The sequence below is a fragment of the Microbulbifer sp. MKSA007 genome (assembly GCA_032615215.1).
In the GTDB taxonomy this organism is placed as follows: Bacteria; Pseudomonadota; Gammaproteobacteria; order Pseudomonadales; family Cellvibrionaceae; genus Microbulbifer.
On record CP128433.1, the window covers coordinates 2,397,204 to 2,413,394 of the forward strand.

At 44.5% G+C, this 16,191-nt stretch carries 12 protein-coding genes; 6 read left to right on the forward strand and 6 right to left on the reverse strand.

Going from position 1 to position 16,191, the window contains the following annotated elements; all coding sequences use genetic code 11:
• Positions 1 to 9: 9 nt before the first annotated feature.
• Both QT397_13600 and QT397_13605 read left to right on the forward strand, forming a co-directional pair.
• Positions 10 to 3,126 (forward strand): efflux RND transporter permease subunit, encoded by a 3,117-nt coding sequence (locus QT397_13600; protein ID WNZ58325.1) that lies wholly within the window; start codon positions 10 to 12, stop codon positions 3,124 to 3,126.
• A 629-nt stretch (positions 3,127 to 3,755) separates the two neighbouring features.
• The gene (locus tag QT397_13605) at positions 3,756 to 3,899 is read left to right on the forward strand and encodes a hypothetical protein (GenBank protein ID WNZ58326.1); all 144 of its coding nucleotides are present in this window, start codon (positions 3,756 to 3,758) and stop codon (positions 3,897 to 3,899) included.
• Between the two features lie 56 nt (positions 3,900 to 3,955).
• Here the strand turns inward: QT397_13605 and QT397_13610 are convergent, their stop codons facing one another.
• Positions 3,956 to 4,720, reverse strand: a complete 765-nt coding sequence (locus QT397_13610; GenBank protein ID WNZ58327.1) for an SDR family oxidoreductase — start codon at positions 4,718 to 4,720, stop codon at positions 3,956 to 3,958.
• A gap of 139 nt (positions 4,721 to 4,859) precedes the next feature.
• Here QT397_13610 and QT397_13615 point away from each other — a divergent pair, with 139 nt between their 5' ends.
• Positions 4,860 to 5,780: a LysR substrate-binding domain-containing protein gene (locus QT397_13615; GenBank protein WNZ58328.1), complete on the forward strand. Its 921-nt coding sequence runs from the start codon at positions 4,860 to 4,862 to the stop codon at positions 5,778 to 5,780.
• A 244-nt stretch (positions 5,781 to 6,024) separates the two neighbouring features.
• On the opposite strand, the gene QT397_13620 is transcribed toward QT397_13615, so the two are convergent.
• Positions 6,025 to 6,723, reverse strand: coding sequence for a hypothetical protein (locus tag QT397_13620; protein WNZ58329.1), 699 nt, complete (start codon positions 6,721 to 6,723; stop codon positions 6,025 to 6,027).
• Between the two features lie 170 nt (positions 6,724 to 6,893).
• Here QT397_13620 and QT397_13625 point away from each other — a divergent pair, with 170 nt between their 5' ends.
• Positions 6,894 to 8,207 carry a metallophosphoesterase gene (locus QT397_13625; GenBank protein WNZ58330.1) on the forward strand — a complete coding sequence of 438 codons (1,314 nt, stop codon included), beginning with the start codon at positions 6,894 to 6,896 and terminating at the stop codon, positions 8,205 to 8,207.
• A gap of 242 nt (positions 8,208 to 8,449) precedes the next feature.
• Positions 8,450 to 9,163, forward strand: coding sequence for an ion transporter (locus tag QT397_13630; protein ID WNZ58331.1), 714 nt, complete (start codon positions 8,450 to 8,452; stop codon positions 9,161 to 9,163).
• Positions 9,164 to 9,217: 54 nt separating this feature from the next.
• On the opposite strand, the gene QT397_13635 is transcribed toward QT397_13630, so the two are convergent.
• The 4 genes from QT397_13635 to QT397_13650 all read right to left on the reverse strand — a co-directional run bounded on the left by QT397_13635 (position 9,218) and on the right by QT397_13650 (position 13,550).
• Entirely contained in the window at positions 9,218 to 9,826 is a 609-nt protein-coding gene (locus tag QT397_13635) for an OsmC family protein (protein ID WNZ58332.1), read from the reverse strand.
• A 150-nt stretch (positions 9,827 to 9,976) separates the two neighbouring features.
• Complete coding sequence (locus QT397_13640; protein ID WNZ58333.1) at positions 9,977 to 10,432, reverse strand: hypothetical protein; 456 nt, start codon at positions 10,430 to 10,432, stop codon at positions 9,977 to 9,979.
• A 250-nt stretch (positions 10,433 to 10,682) separates the two neighbouring features.
• A complete protein-coding gene (locus tag QT397_13645; GenBank protein ID WNZ58334.1) occupies positions 10,683 to 11,756 on the reverse strand; it encodes a 3-deoxy-7-phosphoheptulonate synthase in 1,074 nt (357 codons plus the stop codon).
• 1,068 nt (positions 11,757 to 12,824) lie between these two features.
• Positions 12,825 to 13,550, reverse strand: coding sequence for a YoaK family protein (locus QT397_13650; GenBank protein WNZ58335.1), 726 nt, complete (start codon positions 13,548 to 13,550; stop codon positions 12,825 to 12,827).
• A gap of 892 nt (positions 13,551 to 14,442) precedes the next feature.
• Here QT397_13650 and QT397_13655 point away from each other — a divergent pair.
• Entirely contained in the window at positions 14,443 to 16,176 is a 1,734-nt protein-coding gene (locus QT397_13655; protein WNZ58336.1) for an Ig-like domain-containing protein, read from the forward strand.
• Positions 16,177 to 16,191 lie beyond the last annotated feature (15 nt).

The window sequence follows — 16,191 nt, forward strand, 5'->3', positions numbered from 1 at the left end:
GGCCTGCACATGAAAACACTCTCACGCTGGTTCCTGGATAACCCGGTTGCCGCTAACCTTCTTATGGTGTTCATTCTGGTTGCAGGCTTGCTGACCTTTCAAAATCTGCGGGTGGAAAGCTTCCCACAAATTCCACCTACGGAAGTCGAAATCTCCGTTGTCTACCCCGGCGGCACTGCCCGCCAGGTCGATGAGAGTATTACACAGCGTATTGAGGAAGCTATCAGTGGTGTTGCAGGGATAAAGCGCATAACCAGTCAATCGAGCAAAGGTTACGCTTCATTAGTAGTGAGAAAAAATACTAATGTTAAGCTGGATCGTTTGATAGAAGATATTCGCAATCAAGTTGAAAGTATCGAAGGTTTTCCTGCATTGGCGGAGCGGCCGCGTATTTATCGCAGTGAATATACGAATCTTGCGGCGTTTGTCATGGTCTACGGTGGTGACAATAATGATTCTCTTCAGCAGGTATCCTCACGAGTAGAGCGAGCACTTAAGAAACATCCTGCTATTTCTAAAGTGACAAACCTGGGTAAAAGAAAGAAGCTATTGGCTATAGAGCCGGACCTCAGGAAACTCCAAAGCTACGGTTTATCCATTGAAAACCTAACGAAACGTATTCGCCAATGGTCAGTAGAATATCGCAGTGGCGAATTAAGAACGGCCAATGGCAATATTGTACTGCAGGGCAGTTTCCTGGCTGACAACTTGGCGGAACTTAGGAATATCCCCATTATCAATACATCGACGGCACGAGTGGGACTCAGTGATATCGCTACTGTTAAGCGAGATTATGAGCAAACCGACAGTATTGTTCGATACCAAGGGCAACCTGCAGTCGCACTGATGATATCCACCAGCCAAAAGGACAACCTGTTTCATATCAATGAAGCCACAAAATCAGTATTAGAATCATTAGAACCGACCTTACCCAAGAATATGCAATTGGATGTAATGGCGGATATGTCCCCTTATATTTCCGAGCAATTAGACCTACTAAGTAGCAACGCCTTACAGGGATTATTCATCGTCTTATTACTATTGGTGCTTTTTTTAGATACGCGGCTGGCCTTTTGGGTTGCCTTGGGGATTCCCATATCCCTTGCTGGTGCGATTACATTGATGGGTTTTCCTTCCCTGGATTACAGCATTAACGATATCACTTTATTCGGCATGATTTTGGTGCTGGGGATATTGGTAGATGATGCAGTTGTGGTCGGTGAAAGTATTCACCAGGCGAGACAAAATACAACTGACACTAAAGAAGCTGCCTGGAAGGGTGTTGAAGCCGTAGCCGTGCCCACAGTTTTTGGCGTATTGACTACAATCGCGGCCTTTTCACCGATGTTATGGATTGAAAATGAGTTGGCAAAAGCCTTGTCAGGATTCTCAGCTGTAGTGATATTTGCACTGATATTTTCACTAATTGAAAGCAAATTTATATTACCCGCCCATTTGAGCTATCCAAATACACATACTCAAACTAAAGGCGCACTAAAACGATGGATTGAGATTGCCAGAGAGAAATGTAACCGTTTATTAGATAAATTTTCGGATAAGATATATATTCCGCTTTTGTCTTTGAGCTTGGTAAACCGGAAAACGAGCATTAGTCTGTTCGTCACCTTTTTGCTACTGGCCTATGGCGCTATGTTCAAGGGGCATATTGCTTCAGTATTTTTCCCTGAGATTCCAGGGCGCTATGCCACGGTTAAAGTGACTATGCAGCATGGTGTTGCAAATACTTTAGTGGAACGCAATACCGGTCAGCTTGAACAGGCCATCAAGCGCACTGCAAATAGGTTGCAACAGGAGTTTGAACTTCCAGATTCACCTGTTAGCAAGTATATAGTGTCAAAGGAAGGCACCAAGACTATCGAGTTGACAGCGGAATTAACACATGACGCCTTGGCTAAATTAGCGAGCAACCGCTTTTTAGAGGAGTTGCGGCTGCATACAGGTATCCTGGAGGGTAGCTATGCAGTGAAGTTTAGCCTTACGGAGGAGCCGGCGGGCGACACTGCCATTGCGGTTTCTGCTCGCAATCGAGATCAGGCAAAACAAGTGGCTGACCGCCTCAAGGCTTCACTCGCTGAGTTGCCCGGTGTGAACGATGTATACGATGATAGCCAACTTGCTAAAAGACAGCTGAAAATTTCGGTTAATGAGCGAGGAGCCAGCCTGGGAATTGATCAAAGCCATCTGGCGGTGCTGATAGGCGGAGCATACGGCCAGATTGAAATACATCGCCTGTTGGATAAAGGTGAAGAAACTCTGGTTTTGGCCCGCTTTCCTCAAGCAAAAACTAAAACAATTGAGCAGTTAAAAGCGACTCCTATTAACCTGGATGGCAACAGCTACGTAAGCTTAGGTGAAATCGCCCAGCTTGAGTATGAGCGTGAGCCCGAGGTTATTTATCGTCGTAATCGCGATGAAGTGGTCAGTATCTACTGGCGTCAGAATCGTTCTGTTATCTCACCGGAAAAAAACTGGGAGAAGCTAAAGGAAGGGTTGGTACCAGAACTGGAGCGCCTATATCCGGGTGTCCAAATTAAGGCCGTTGGTGAATTTGCCGAAATAGTAGAAGTACAGGCTGGATTTAAAAAGTCCATGTTGCTGACCCTTTTACTTATCTACGTTTTGTTGGCGATACCATTAAAATCCTATTGGCAACCTTTGATTATTATGTCGGTGATTCCAATGGGCTTTGCAGGGGCAATTATTGGACACGGCCTATTGGGCTTCCCAGTAAGCTTGTTATCCTTGTTTGGGATGATGGCAATGACTGGGGTAGTGATTAACGATTCCCTAGTATTAATGAGCCGATTTAATCAGCTCTACGCGCAGGGCGTACCAGTAAAAACAGCGTTACTTCAAGCTGGGAAAAGTCGCGTTAGGGCAATTTTCTTAACCACGGTGACTACTATCTGTGGGTTGCTACCATTATTAGCCGAAACCAGTGAGCAAGCCCAATATTTAAAGCCAGCGGCTATATCCTTGGTATTTGGGGAACTATTTGCTACACCGATTACCCTAATCCTGATCCCTCTTTTAATTTCTTTTGTGCAATGCAAAATTGCTTCGAAAAGTGATAGCACTTCTTACCCTAAGCAAGTCTCGCTTTGATGACTTAAGCCACCAAGTTGATCTCACGAGTGAACGTTTAGGGGACAGCTAAACGTTCATTAATTTTCCACTAAAGGCTCCAGTACTTGTGAGGGAACAGGTGCCCGGTAGTCATCAAGAACCAATTCGAGCGCGTTCATCGGTGAATAAGATTCAAGTTTTAACAGGATTTATATAGTAGAGGGCGCTTCTAATGCAATTTGTATGTAGGTGATAAATTGCGTCATACTACTTTTTTATTGCCATTTGTTTTTTTTATTTTCTAGACCTCCCCCAGTTTTTTCATCTCGCTACTACTTGGAGCTTAATAGGCCTGTATATAAGCGGATTCACGTTGTTGAAGAAGATAATAGGTCTATCCTAGTTCTGGGTTTAATATGTTATGAGATATTGTTTAAAGGCCAGATTTTAAGTGCGGTAATTTGCACAAGTGATTGTTCTCGAAAATTAATAGAGGAATAGTGTCATTTTCGTGTAGAAAATATGGAACAGTTAATCGAAATGTTTCACCGGGTAAGAGGAGCCATTTTAAGTAAGTTGGTCCAAGAGGATCTGAAGCTAAACCGCAAAGTAGAGGTGGGTAAACTGGATTTTGGAAAGCAAATGGATACTCTGGGAAGGAATGCTAAATGTCATTTCTGTGGTGGCACCATGAAAACACTACTCCCCAACTGCATTCGGTTTATTCAGATAATTTTGTGCTGGGTGGCTTGTTATTAGACCCTGATCACATAGGTGCGGTAGCCAAACTACTGAATGAAGAGGATTTCTAAGGTGGTCATTCGCACAAGTGGAGGGCTTGGCCCCCACTTGTGCACTTTCAAGCCGGTTAGAGGCAGTAGCCCCCATCAACCTTCAGGTGTGCATTTCGCATACCGACTGAGTGATCTGTGGCCAGATAGTGGATTGCTGGCACTATGTCATCTACCTCAAGTGCCCGGCCCAGTGGCGTTACCATCATACTCTCTGCGAGACTTTGAATGTCTGATTGGCTCATGCCGGCTTTTTCCTGGATTTCGGTCAGGGTGATTCCGGGGCGTACGCTATTTATACGAATTCCCCTCACCGCTAACTCCGCATTCAGGACCTGGGCATAACCTTCAATGGCAGACTTACTCGCGCTATAAGCGGAAGTTCCCGAAAAGGTTTTCTCTACGGCAATACTTGAAAGCAAAACCACGCTGGAGGGGTTATTCATCACCGGTAGTAATTTTTGCAGTGTGAAAAAAGGTCCCTTCACATTGATATCAAAAGTGTGATCGAAGAGGGCTTCATCGGTTTCCTCAAATATCCCAGGCTTGAAAATACCGGCATTCAAGATAAGGGCATCCAGTTTAACCTCATCGTTTTGTAATTTGTTTCCCAGTTGCTCAATTTGATCGAGTTGTCCGCTATCACATAGGTGGCAGGTCAGCTGGCCGCTACTCCCAAAGAGGCCCGCGATATCCTCGGCTGTTTGTTCCAGTTTTTCAGCGTTTCGGCCCGTGATGATGACTTGCCAGCCCTCGGTTAAAAAGTGCTTAGCTGTTGCGAGTCCAATACCGGCAGTGCCACCAGTGATTGCGATGGTTTTTGTTCTCTGCTGGTGTCCCATAGATCCTCTCTTGCGATTGTAATGGTGCAATGAATGGCAGTTGCCAAGATTAGGCTTAGGAGGATATGTTGTTATACTGGTATCAATAAGGCACCATTAGGGCAACACTTTGATTCTAATTTGGAAACAGTGAGGCAGAATGCAGCATCTACATCAATACTTGGGACATTTGTACGTCTTCCGGTTGGTCATTGAGCAAGGCAGTTTTCAGGGGGCTGCTAATCAGCTGGGCTTACCTCGCTCATCAGTCAGCAAGAAGCTGGCACAGCTGGAGGGGTTTGTTGATCAGCGTCTATTGCACAGAAGTACGCGGCAATTGCGCCTTACGGATGCCGGTGCTGCTTTGTTGGAAGCAACGGAGACAATGGCTCAGCTAATGAGCAATACCGAACACCTGATCCTCTCCCACCAGGATGAAGCTGTTGGTAGAGTTAAGATAAGTTGCTCTACCTTAATGGGGCAGCGGTACTTATTGCCATCCATACCATTACTAAAGCAACGCTACCCAAAAATTACTTTTCAAGTGAACTTAAGCGATAGGGTTGTGAACTTACTGGATGAAGGCGTTGATATTGCCATTCGCACTGGGCACTTGCCGGACTCTTCATTGGTAGCGCGCCGAATAGGTGAAAAGCGTTGGGGGTGGTTTGCCAGCCCGGATTATTTGGCGAGTAGGGGGGAACCTAATTCTCCAGATGATTTAAGCCAGCATCAATGCTTAGTGTTTAGTAACCAAACAACAACCATTGATCACTGGCACTTTTCTAACGATGGTAGTGAAATAAAGACCATTCCCATTGATCCGGCGATGGTAGTCGATGATGGCCGTACATTGGTTGAATTAGCTACAATGGGTCAAGGTATAGTTATGATTGATCCTCTTCTGGTGCGCCGGGAATTAGCGGAGGGCAAGTTGATGCCTATCTTTCAGCAATGGAGAAGCCCTGAGCTGCAACCGATCCATCTAGTGTGCTTGGGAAGGTCTATAAGAAGTAAAGCGGTAGAGGTAGTTTGGCAGGCATTGGTTGAGGGCTTGCAGAGGGATTTAATTCAGCCTTAAAAGCAAATATGGCAGGGTTTTACGTATCATCTCTTTTGTTCTTTTGAATTTCCTGAAGCTTCTTTCTTTTTAATTCTCTTTTCTCTTGGTAGTAGCGCTTGTCGACATATCTAAGCAGTAGCCATAAGACAAGCGCAGCAACAATGCCAATCAGGTATCCTTTCCCGTACATACTATGTGCGACCCGCTGCTGGCCAGATTGATACTCTGTTCAACCAATCTGGTCTTTTTAGAAACCTGGTTATTAGTAGGCAAAATAGGGCAGGTAGGAACTCCAGTCGGTCCATACGAGCTGCTGGACAGTTCTATTCACACCATTGGTTTGCATGTAAAAGTTCCATTGGCCCGTTTCCTTAACACCTATTACATTTTTATTTTGCAGATTAATGGCCGCAAAGTTTGATTGAATCAAAATATAACGATTCGGGTCCAGGCCACCAACTTTAGAGGCATCGATTAGCTGAGTGACGTCTGTTCGTAAGTAGCTTCTCTGCGTGCTGGCAAATACACTGAGAGGCGTATTATTGATAATAGTTTGATTTACCTGGTTGTAACTATTAAAGGGATGGGGCTGCAAGTGTCCCATAGAGAGCTGACCACCACCCCAGTCAAGAATGATTAAGCTACAGCCAGTTTGACGCTCGGTTACCCAAAAATCCGCATTTGCCGTATTGGGCCGTAATAGTGCGGTATACCGATTCACAGAACTGTGCCCTCGCGTTGGGGTTGTGAGAGCCTGAATATAGATTCTACTGTCGTTATTTGGTGCACCTGGGCCGATATTGATACTTCCCAAGTTGAGTGAGAATGGGACTCGAGCCAGCTGCGTTTGATGTCCAGGTTGGAGGCCGACTTGCAACCGATAATTTTGTAGTGCAGTTTGCGGGTCAGCTTTCAGTTCTCTCAATGCATTACGAGAATTTAGTTGATCTTGCAGCGGCATAGCTTTGAACTCCATTTTATTTATGCTTGGCATAATACCGCATATTTTTGGCTGTTTTCACAGTATTTTTCTTTTCAAATTTACTCGACTTGTATTTGGCTGGTAGAGAGTTTCTATCGAATTAATTTGTACTGAGGTGCAGGTTAAATTTTGCCATGAGTTGAATGATTTTGACTCAAGAAATCTTTGTCTTGATAATGTTCGAATTGATTCAGGTTATGTTAAAGGGATTTTTTGTGGTCGGAACGGTTGTTAAGCGAGCTATCACCTTATTTTTTGTCCTATTTATTTTGGGGGTAGCAGGTATAACCTACCTGCTAAGTGGTAGTAAGGTTATTAAAACTACAGGACAAGTCTTTCAAGGAATTAAGATTCCTATTGGTGATGCGGCTATTAGATGGCGCGCCGACTTGAGTAAAATTGCTGAAAACCCACTTCTAGAAAGGATGCAGGGGCCGGTGATCATTCAAAGCACAGATGGTTATATTTCACGGTGGTTCTGTGACGATAAAGTTAAAGAGCAGAGGTCCATTTCTAAGGAAATTGTATTGGAGTGTGGGGGCGATCAAAGAACTTATTCTTTGAGGGATGGTGAAGTTGAGTTTGTCCCCTATGATGAGGTAAGCCCTATTGCTGTGGTCAGTGACTTGGAAGGAGATCTAGACTTCTTTAAAAATTGGGCGAGAAACCTGGGTATTATTGATGCCGATGAAAAATGGACTTATGGCTCAGGCCAATTAGTGATTGTAGGTGATGTCTTTGACCGGGGGCGATATGTTTATGATTTGCTCTGGTTTATCTATCATCTTGAGGAGCAAGCGGCCAATAGTGGTGGAGCTGTACATTTTCTACTAGGAAATCATGAACAGTATGCATTTACTTATAGAATTAAATCTGTAGAGGCTGAACACTTATGGGCTATAGAGCAGTTGAGGCCATATGATCAAGCTTTGGCAGAAGATACAGTTTTAGGAGCTTGGCTAAGGAGTAAAGATGTAATGCTGAAGCTTGGATCAGTACTTTTTACCCATGGAGGTATAAGCCCTCAGTTGCTCAAGCAGGGGCTGAGCACCAGCGAATTTAATGGTGCCCATAGAGCCTATTTAACAGGGGCCAAGATAGATAATAGCCTGTTAGTTGGGCCTCACTCTCCAACGCAATATCGTGGCTATGCCTATGCGATGGATCAATATCCGGAGGCCGATCAGCAGTTAGTTAATGCCACTATGGAGCACTTTGACGTAAGCTATATTGTGGTAGGTCATAGCCATCAGGAAGAATTGGCTTCCAAGTTCCAGGGTAAAGTGTACTTGGTGGATAGCACTTTGTATGTACCAAAAGCATTGGTCTTTGAGTCGGGCAAACCAGTAATTCGTAATACTGGCGTAGTGCGTAAAAGTTTTATTGACAAAGATACAAAGGAAGAGCCATTTGATGTTCTAAATACTGTACATTGGATGGCTTTTTTGGGGATATTTTTGTAAGTATGTCTGTATAAAAGCGAGCATATGAGGTCGTTGTTGGGAGCTGAAATAGAGTGTTTAGGCCGACTTATTGGTATTGGCATGTTTCAACTCCATTACTCGAATTACCTCTCTAATCATAATTTTTATTGTTTGATGTATCGCTTACAACTTACAAAATGATAAAGCCAAATATGCATGTGCATTAGTAGGTAGTGTTAAAATGCGGTATATATTCAATATGATACGAGCTGGGTGATTGTGTGGAACAGGGAATTAGAAAGCTGGTTGATAATTATGAGAGCAAAGAGGGGCGATTTTTTTCCATATTTATTCAGTGTCTGATAGTTGTATCGCTAATTTCTTTTTCTGTGGGTACTATCCCTGATTTAACACCAGAACAGAGAGCTGTATTGGATCACTTCGAGTTGTTCTCAGTGATTGTGTTTACTTTGGAATATATATGTCGCGTGTACGCGGCGAAAAATAGATTAGGCTTTATCTTCAGTTTTTATGGTTTGATTGATCTTATGGCGTTCTTGCCATTTTATATAGCCTCAGGAATGGATTTAAGGGCGCTTAGAATTGTTCGCTTATTTCAAGTGTTTAGGGTTTTAAAGCTATTGCGCTACAGTAAGGCAGTTGCTCGATTTAGCCGTGCATTTAGTATGGTTAAAGAGGAACTGGTATTGTTTGGAGTAACAGCTCTGATCTTGCTTTATTTGTCATCTGTAGGTATCTATTATTTTGAGAGCGCTGCTCAGCCGGAACAATTTAAATCTATCTTTCACAGTTTGTGGTGGGCAGTTACAACCTTAACCACTGTGGGTTATGGTGACATGTATCCAGTTACTCTCGGTGGGAGAATATTTACTTTCTTTGTGCTTTTGATTGGTTTGGGGGTGGTTGCAATTCCGACAGGTCTTGTCGCTTCTGCCTTATCTAAAGCCCGGATTGAGGATGTAGAAAACGATTAGTAACAAGCGCTATTAGGCTATGGCCTCTTGGTCTGTGAGGCCATCCCAGGGTATTCAATTGAACTCAATCGCTTTACTATTGATAAAGAGCTGGGTATCAACGGGTGTAGCACTGGAAACGGTTTGAAGTGACATACAGGCCTGCCGGCAACAATGCATAAATTTTACAAGTTTTTCTTCTGGCTCATCACTTTCAACAATCAAATGTATTTCCACTCTATCCCCCTTGCCAAAGACTTCTTCCGGTTTGATACCCCCAAAATTCAAAGTGGTTGAGAACTCAGTTTTTTGCTCTAGCCTTACACTTTTTAATTTGATCCCGCCAAGTTTAGCCAGCATTTCGATGTGAGACATCATGCAAAGGGCTAGCCCTGCAGAGAAGTACATAATTGGAGATGGAGCGCTGCCTCTACCGCCGACGGCTGTGCCTTCATCACAGATAAGCTCCCATGTTCCACCATTAGGAACGTTGGAAAATATGGTGGCTTTTTTTAGGTGATGCCCCTCAGGCATTTGTTCGACATTAATATGAGCGTGAAACTTCAGCAGCTCGCCTTGTTTCACCTTATCGAGATGAGGGGGAGGGAAGGTTACTTGGTGTGCATCCTCGTCCAACTTGCGAACGATGGTAGAACTCGACATTTTCCATTGAATTGGGTCCATTTCGAGGCTCCTCTGTTTTTTTGTCTCGACTGGAGGGTCGAGTAGAGTTGACTTGTGCACCCCTGCGGAGTTGGGTGGCAACAGCTTTAACAAAGGAGGTTAGGGTGAGAAGGGCTATATCCCCACTTGTGCCTTAAGAGTACTGGCTCTTTAGTCCAGTAGGGGGAGCGCGGTAAAGAGCGCGAGTTCATGCGCGTAGGCCAGTGCATCATTCTTGGAGTGGAAGGCCTGCGCCTGGATACTATTGCTACCGTTACTTTGGCGGGGGACCAATATTACCTGCCAGCTGGAGTGGCTACTTTTACGGTCTGTGGTATGGGGTGAGTAGGAGACAACCTTAACCCCCTTGAACGCCGCTAGCGATTGCCTCTCGGTCCAGCTATGCCAGAGGGCTTGTCTCTTGGAAACATAGCTTTTTGATTCTCCATCGATGTAATGTGTTGCCCGAAATGAGAATGTGATTACTGCGAGAAGAGTGCAGAGAGCGGTGGCCAGCCAGGAGATGGTGGAGCCCCCATCGAGAGCAAAACTTAGGCTGACAAGTAGCCAGGTTAGAGTAAACCCACCAAAGATATAGATTGGTACTTTGTTGGACTGCAGTTCCATATGTGCTGCTTTCCTATTTCCCATAAATGAAAAAATTAGGTGCCAGATTTCAACCTCAATCTAGTAGGCCGCTTATTTTTATTTAGCTGATTGAAGGAAGCATACGACAGCTATCTGTTACGGCAGGGCAAAAGTACTCTTTTTGTAGGGTCTTTATCAAGTGAATAGCGTAATTTGTAGGGAGATCAAGCTGTGGCGGTTATCTTTTCGGCAGGAAAGAGGCCCGCTATGGGCCTCTCCAGGGGGAGATCTAAGAGGAGCGTGCTTTAAGGGGCTCGCGCAGCTGTTCGGCCATGCCTAACAGCAGGGACTCAGTAGTTTCCCAATCAATACATTTATCGGTTACCGAAACGCCATACTCCATATCGCTCAGGTTTGGCAGAATTTTCTGGTTGCCGGCTTTCAGGTTACTTTCCACCATAATGCCAATAATCGACTGATTGCCATCGAGGATTTGGTGAGTCACATTGTCGACCACCAGGGGCTGTAATTCGTGGTTTTTATTGGAGTTGGCATGACTGCAGTCGACCATAATGTTTGGCACGATATTGGACTTACGCAGCTCCTGCTCGCACATTGCAACACTCACTGAGTCGTAATTTGGCTTGTCATTGCCCCCGCGAAGTACAACGTGACCGTATGGGTTTCCTGCGGTGTGGATAATCGCAACTTGACCGTGCTTATTGATGCCGAGGAAACGATGGGGGTTGGCGACTGATTGCAGGGCATTGATAGCCACCTCCAGGCCACCATCGGTACCATTCTTGAAGCCCACGGCAGAGGATAGGCCGCTGGCCATTTCCCGGTGAGTCTGTGACTCTGTGGTTCGCGCGCCAATGGCAGACCATGAAATTAGGTCCTGCAGGTACTGAGGGGAGATTGGGTCTAGTGCTTCTGTTGCAGTAGGCAGTCCTAGCTCGGCAACATCCAATAGCAGCTTGCGGCCAATATGCAGCCCCTCCTCAATCTTGAAGGAGTCGTTCAAGTGAGGGTCGTTGATCAAGCCCTTCCAGCCAACAGTGGTGCGGGGCTTCTCAAAATAGACGCGCATTACAATTAGCAGGGTATCGGAAACCTTGCCCGCTATCGCCTTCAAGCGCTTGGCATAATCCATTGCGGCGTTCACATCGTGAACGGAGCATGGCCCGATTACCACCATCAGGCGGTGGTCTTTGCGATCTAGGATGTCGCGCACGGCGGCGCGTCCTCCAGCGACAGTCGCCTCGGCGGCATCGCTAATGGGGAGTTCTGCTTTCAGCGTCTCCGGGCTGATCAGTACTTCCTGGGAGACAACATTTAAGTCGTCGAACTGCTGTGTGGTCATGGCGTCTTCTGGTTTCTCTATTCCTTAGTGCCGCGCTGCACCTGCAGGCGGAGTACCTATCCTACTTTGCCATCAAGAATAGGGCGAGGGTTTCATTTGCAACCAAATAATTGGACTTGGTTTGGGATGTTCATTTGTATTCACCCTTTAACAGTTTGGCACTTTCAAAGCGGTTGAGGTGGCTCTGCTGGGGCGGGCTGAGTGATGCGGGGTGCTACTTATCCATCGGTGAGTAGGTCTTCTGGCGTGTTTAGAGAGGCTTGATGTTACGAAAGAAATACGGATAACTGACACTGCAATGGCCTGCTGCCATGATATAGAGATCCCTTTAGACAGGGAATCCTTTCCAGGCGCTATTGGAACAATATATGAGTACGCTCAAAGTTCCGCAAAAGAAATTGTTGGAACAAGATTCCTGATCAATAATTTTTGTCAGTCACCAGCGGGGGTGGTAAACGGGGGGCTCTATCCAATGAAGGAGTTTGGTTTAACTGATGCGGGGCTTTTATTTCAACATAGCGAAGGCTATCTCCTAACACTAGGGATCATGGTATTCAATTAATTGTGACATGTGCAAGGGGAGATGTCAGTTTAGACTAAATAATTGTATTTGATGAAGGCTTGTTTAATACGGATATTTCATTGTGAGGTGACTATTTAGAGCAGATGAAGTTATGGCGAGCTACATAGCTGTGTTTTTTGAGTAAAAAGTAAGAGCTCATGTACAGTGCTTTCTTATGGATTGTTTATGATAAAGGCTTGTACTAAAAAAGGTCGTTTTACGTAACGATTTCTGAGTTACCACAACGGTAAGATATACGGTGGATTGAATTTTTGTGTGGACTGGCCTTTTGGATTTACCTGTTAAAAATTAGTGCGGATTTTTTTGCGTATCTATACAGAATATAATAAGCAGGGTATTCGAGGCTATGGTGTTCTGAGGAAGCATGCTTCCGTCTAGGCTTAAGCACAACCGATAGTAGTTTAGATGAGCATTCCCATACTGAATTACACGTAGATCCTAGCCCTTTGTTTGATATCTTAAAGTGAGCTTCATATTCATTAATATCAAGAATCGGTCGCGGGAGGAGGGTCGTGTCGTTGAGTCGATACAGCTGTGAACAGTGTCATGACTACGGGTAATGCAAGAGAGAGGAACCCCCAAATTTTATATCCAATAGTGCCAAGAATTACACCAGTTATAAACCCCATAATTACCCCCAAATAGTACTTAGCTCTACGAGAAGCCTTAGGATAGGGCGGAGCGTTCGTGCTTTTGTCAACACGATAGTTATCCAGCATTTCGAAAGCAGCAGCGAAAAGATTAGTAGAGTTTCCTGTCATAAAGTGTGTAGGCGCCTTCTTATTAAGTACCCTGAAGAATATTGTACTGTGAAGAGACATGGTTGCAATTGCAAAAAAAGAGATGATGAAGGTATTTGCAGCATAGGGAGATGAAAGTTTTCCTATATAGCTGCCACTGACAAAAAATAGTAGCATTAGTCCACTCTCTAAAAATAGCATGATAGTTGCTGGGTTTCTCTTTTGTAAATGTAATCTTCTGATGAAATAAATCCAAAATATTTGAAGAAGGATAAAGGCGAAGAGGATAAAAGTTTTTGTGATGTAGTTTGGATTGTTGCTTGCAAAATCGGTGATGGCGAGAACAATTGTGCCGGTAATAAAAGTTGTAAAGCTTCCGAATAAACCCAAAATGCATACAGCTTCAGAAAAGCCGGCAACTAATGCCAGGGTGTACTCTATATTTGTCTCTTTATTGGACCTTTGATTCATGGCGTATAATCTACCCTATACTGTGATAGCTTATCTAATTGACTATTTGGTATTTAGATGATTATGAATGATAGTTTATCTTGATTTTGGATAATAAACGTTACTGGAAAGAGAGCCTCAGTTATCAGAGATATAATCCAAAGTATTACCATTCGGTAGTGGTCTTGAATTCGCTTGCCATGAAACGATTGCGGAAGGTTTGAAAGCTGACGTTTAATTTATCCGCTCACTCATTTAGACAGGGTGGTTAATGCAAATGCTAGCGGCCTCATTCAACCATATTTCCCATAGAGTACTGGCTTTAACGATGTAACAGGCGAGCAGGTTAGATTTGTGACGGGTTGCTTGGATAGTAGACCAAGAATGAGTCGAGCTGGGCAGTCACCGAAAGGGTTCTTTGTGGGGCTGCAAGTGATTTGCTTGTAATATTAAGAATTGCAGCTATTACTTGAGGTCAATTTATAGCCCCTAAATCACTAGATTAGCGCTGGTAACTTTGTCTATTCGCTTGTTTATTGATGAGTTTTCTCAAATTTCAACAGATTAAAGTTATCTACTTAATCGAGCAATTGCCGAGCAGTTGCTCATGAGCGATGTTAATTTTATAGATTTCTGTGATATAGCAAGCGAATATTGAAGGGCAGTCGCATAGTTTGGTTATGTTTGCTGAATTGGAGCACATGGTCTCATATTCACATCCAGGCCAGATCCTTTGCTTGAAAAATCACTTTAAGATCAAAGAATAAATCAAAGAACTGGTTCACGGCATTTGTTTTTATATCTCTCTAAAATTTCTGGTTAATTTCAGCTCTTTAAATGACTACTAATGTTTATAAATGCTAATGAAAATCTTCAATCAAAAAAAATATTGAAGGCTCCGCTTTTAATACTATTGAGTGCACTACTTTTTGGCTGTGGGGGAGGTAGTAGTAACGATGAGACGACACCGCAAGAGAACACTGGCGGTGATAACTCGGGCGGTGGAAATTCGGGTGGGGGAGTGGTAGATACCCCGGATGAAGGTGATGATTCTAACACTTTACCCATTGCCAATGATCAGTTGGTACAGATGGCCGCACACGGCCGACTTGCAAAATCTATATTTCTTGCTGCGTATGATGAAGATCTGGATTCTCTAGAATATTCTATTCAGTCGGAGCCGGCGCATGGCACTTTAACAGGAAGTGGGCGTCGCTGGGAGTACCTCCCTGCAACAGACTTTACGGGTACTGATAGCTTCTCATATCTAGCGTCAGATAGTAGTGGTGCTAGTAATATTGCGACAGTTACTATTGAAGTTGCGGCAAATGATTGTGCCAGCGATTTCCTGGATGGACCAGCTGACAGCCTTCTGGTGCATGTTCCGTCTCACTTGGAATTCCGTGATGTAGCGGGTGGAAATTCTGTGATTGTTGAGGGCACTGCGCTAACAGAAAGTGCATCTTCGGATCCAGATGTAGAAGGGCGCACAATGTTTGTCAGTCGCAACGACTTTAATAATGCAGACATGACGGTGGCTCTTCCTGAGAAAGATGGCCTCGCGCATTTTAGCTTGTCTTTTAAGTTCATCCCGGATAGTACTGAAGGCGATGAAGTGATGGTGAGATCAATTGCTGATCCTAATGGTGATAATAACTCCGGCAGCTTTTATATAGGCATCAGTGATGATGTTGTTGTAGGGCAATTGGGTGGCCAAGACAGCCAGCAGTTTTCTAACGCAGAAAGTACTTTAAAAACCCGTAGCTGTAATCATGTCGCAGTTACGGTGGACAATGGCACGTTAACCGTGTACGTAAACGGTGAAGCTTCTTCTTCGATATCTGTTGATGGTGATAGCTATCCTTACTTGGGCGACATGCTGCAATTTGGGCCCTTTGCGGGAAAAATCTGGGATGCGCGACTCTATGAGCGTGTGCTGACATACGATGAAGTCATGGACCTGGGTGGCAGTAAGTGCAATGAATCCATGATTGCTACCAGCCCCTATGATGGTTACAACAACTATCTTTGTTCAACGTACCAGTGCCAATGGTGGTCGGATGATACCGACAAAACCATGGCTAATTTTGAGCATTATATTGTGGCTCAAGAGCGGGTATGGGAAAGGAATATCTTTGAAGCCGGCATGTATGGAAAAGGCGAGCTTTGCACTTACTTCAGTGATGAAGGTTCCACCCGTGATTTAGAACTCAATTACTCAATCAGTAATACGTTCGTTAAGAATTACACCCTGGAGGATAACCCGCTTACCCAATCTAACGCTCAGCACTGGATGCATGAGAACTTCCACTCCTATCAGGGTAAGCTAAACAGGGTTACAGGTGAGTCCAGTGGTAAGTACACCCTGGAATCCTCCGCAAGCTGGGGCGCGGATCACAATATCCCGGGCGTTAAAGATAGCTTGCTGGGTTACTACACCCTCCACCCACATATTACCCTTTGGGCCATTCAAGACTCTCCCGTCGATCACCAATATGGTTATGACTTTAAAGGTGGGCATCAATACGGCGCTTATATTTTCTGGTCTTGGCTGACTAATTATGCTGTGAGTAAGGACCTGATGGGGGGGTATTCCGTGACTCCAGGGATGGACTTAACGACCTGGAAGCAGCCGATGCTTATTTAACAGCCCAAGGGCACG

Bases quoted from the DNA above. Each gene is read 5' to 3' on its own strand.
- QT397_13645 (WNZ58334.1), bottom strand. From the start codon at position 11,756: ATGACCACACAGCAGTTCGACGACTTAAATGTTGTCTCCCAGGAAGTA.
- QT397_13640 (WNZ58333.1), bottom strand. From the start codon at position 10,432: ATGGAACTGCAGTCCAACAAAGTACCAATCTATATCTTTGGTGGGTTT.
- QT397_13635 (WNZ58332.1), bottom strand. From the start codon at position 9,826: ATGGACCCAATTCAATGGAAAATGTCGAGTTCTACCATCGTTCGCAAG.
- QT397_13650 (WNZ58335.1), bottom strand. From the start codon at position 13,550: ATGAATCAAAGGTCCAATAAAGAGACAAATATAGAGTACACCCTGGCA.
- QT397_13615 (WNZ58328.1), top strand. From the start codon at position 4,860: ATGCAGCATCTACATCAATACTTGGGACATTTGTACGTCTTCCGGTTG.
- QT397_13605 (WNZ58326.1), top strand. From the start codon at position 3,756: ATGTCATTTCTGTGGTGGCACCATGAAAACACTACTCCCCAACTGCAT.
- QT397_13610 (WNZ58327.1), bottom strand. From the start codon at position 4,720: ATGGGACACCAGCAGAGAACAAAAACCATCGCAATCACTGGTGGCACT.
- QT397_13600 (WNZ58325.1), top strand. From the start codon at position 10: ATGAAAACACTCTCACGCTGGTTCCTGGATAACCCGGTTGCCGCTAAC.
- QT397_13620 (WNZ58329.1), bottom strand. From the start codon at position 6,723: ATGCCGCTGCAAGATCAACTAAATTCTCGTAATGCATTGAGAGAACTG.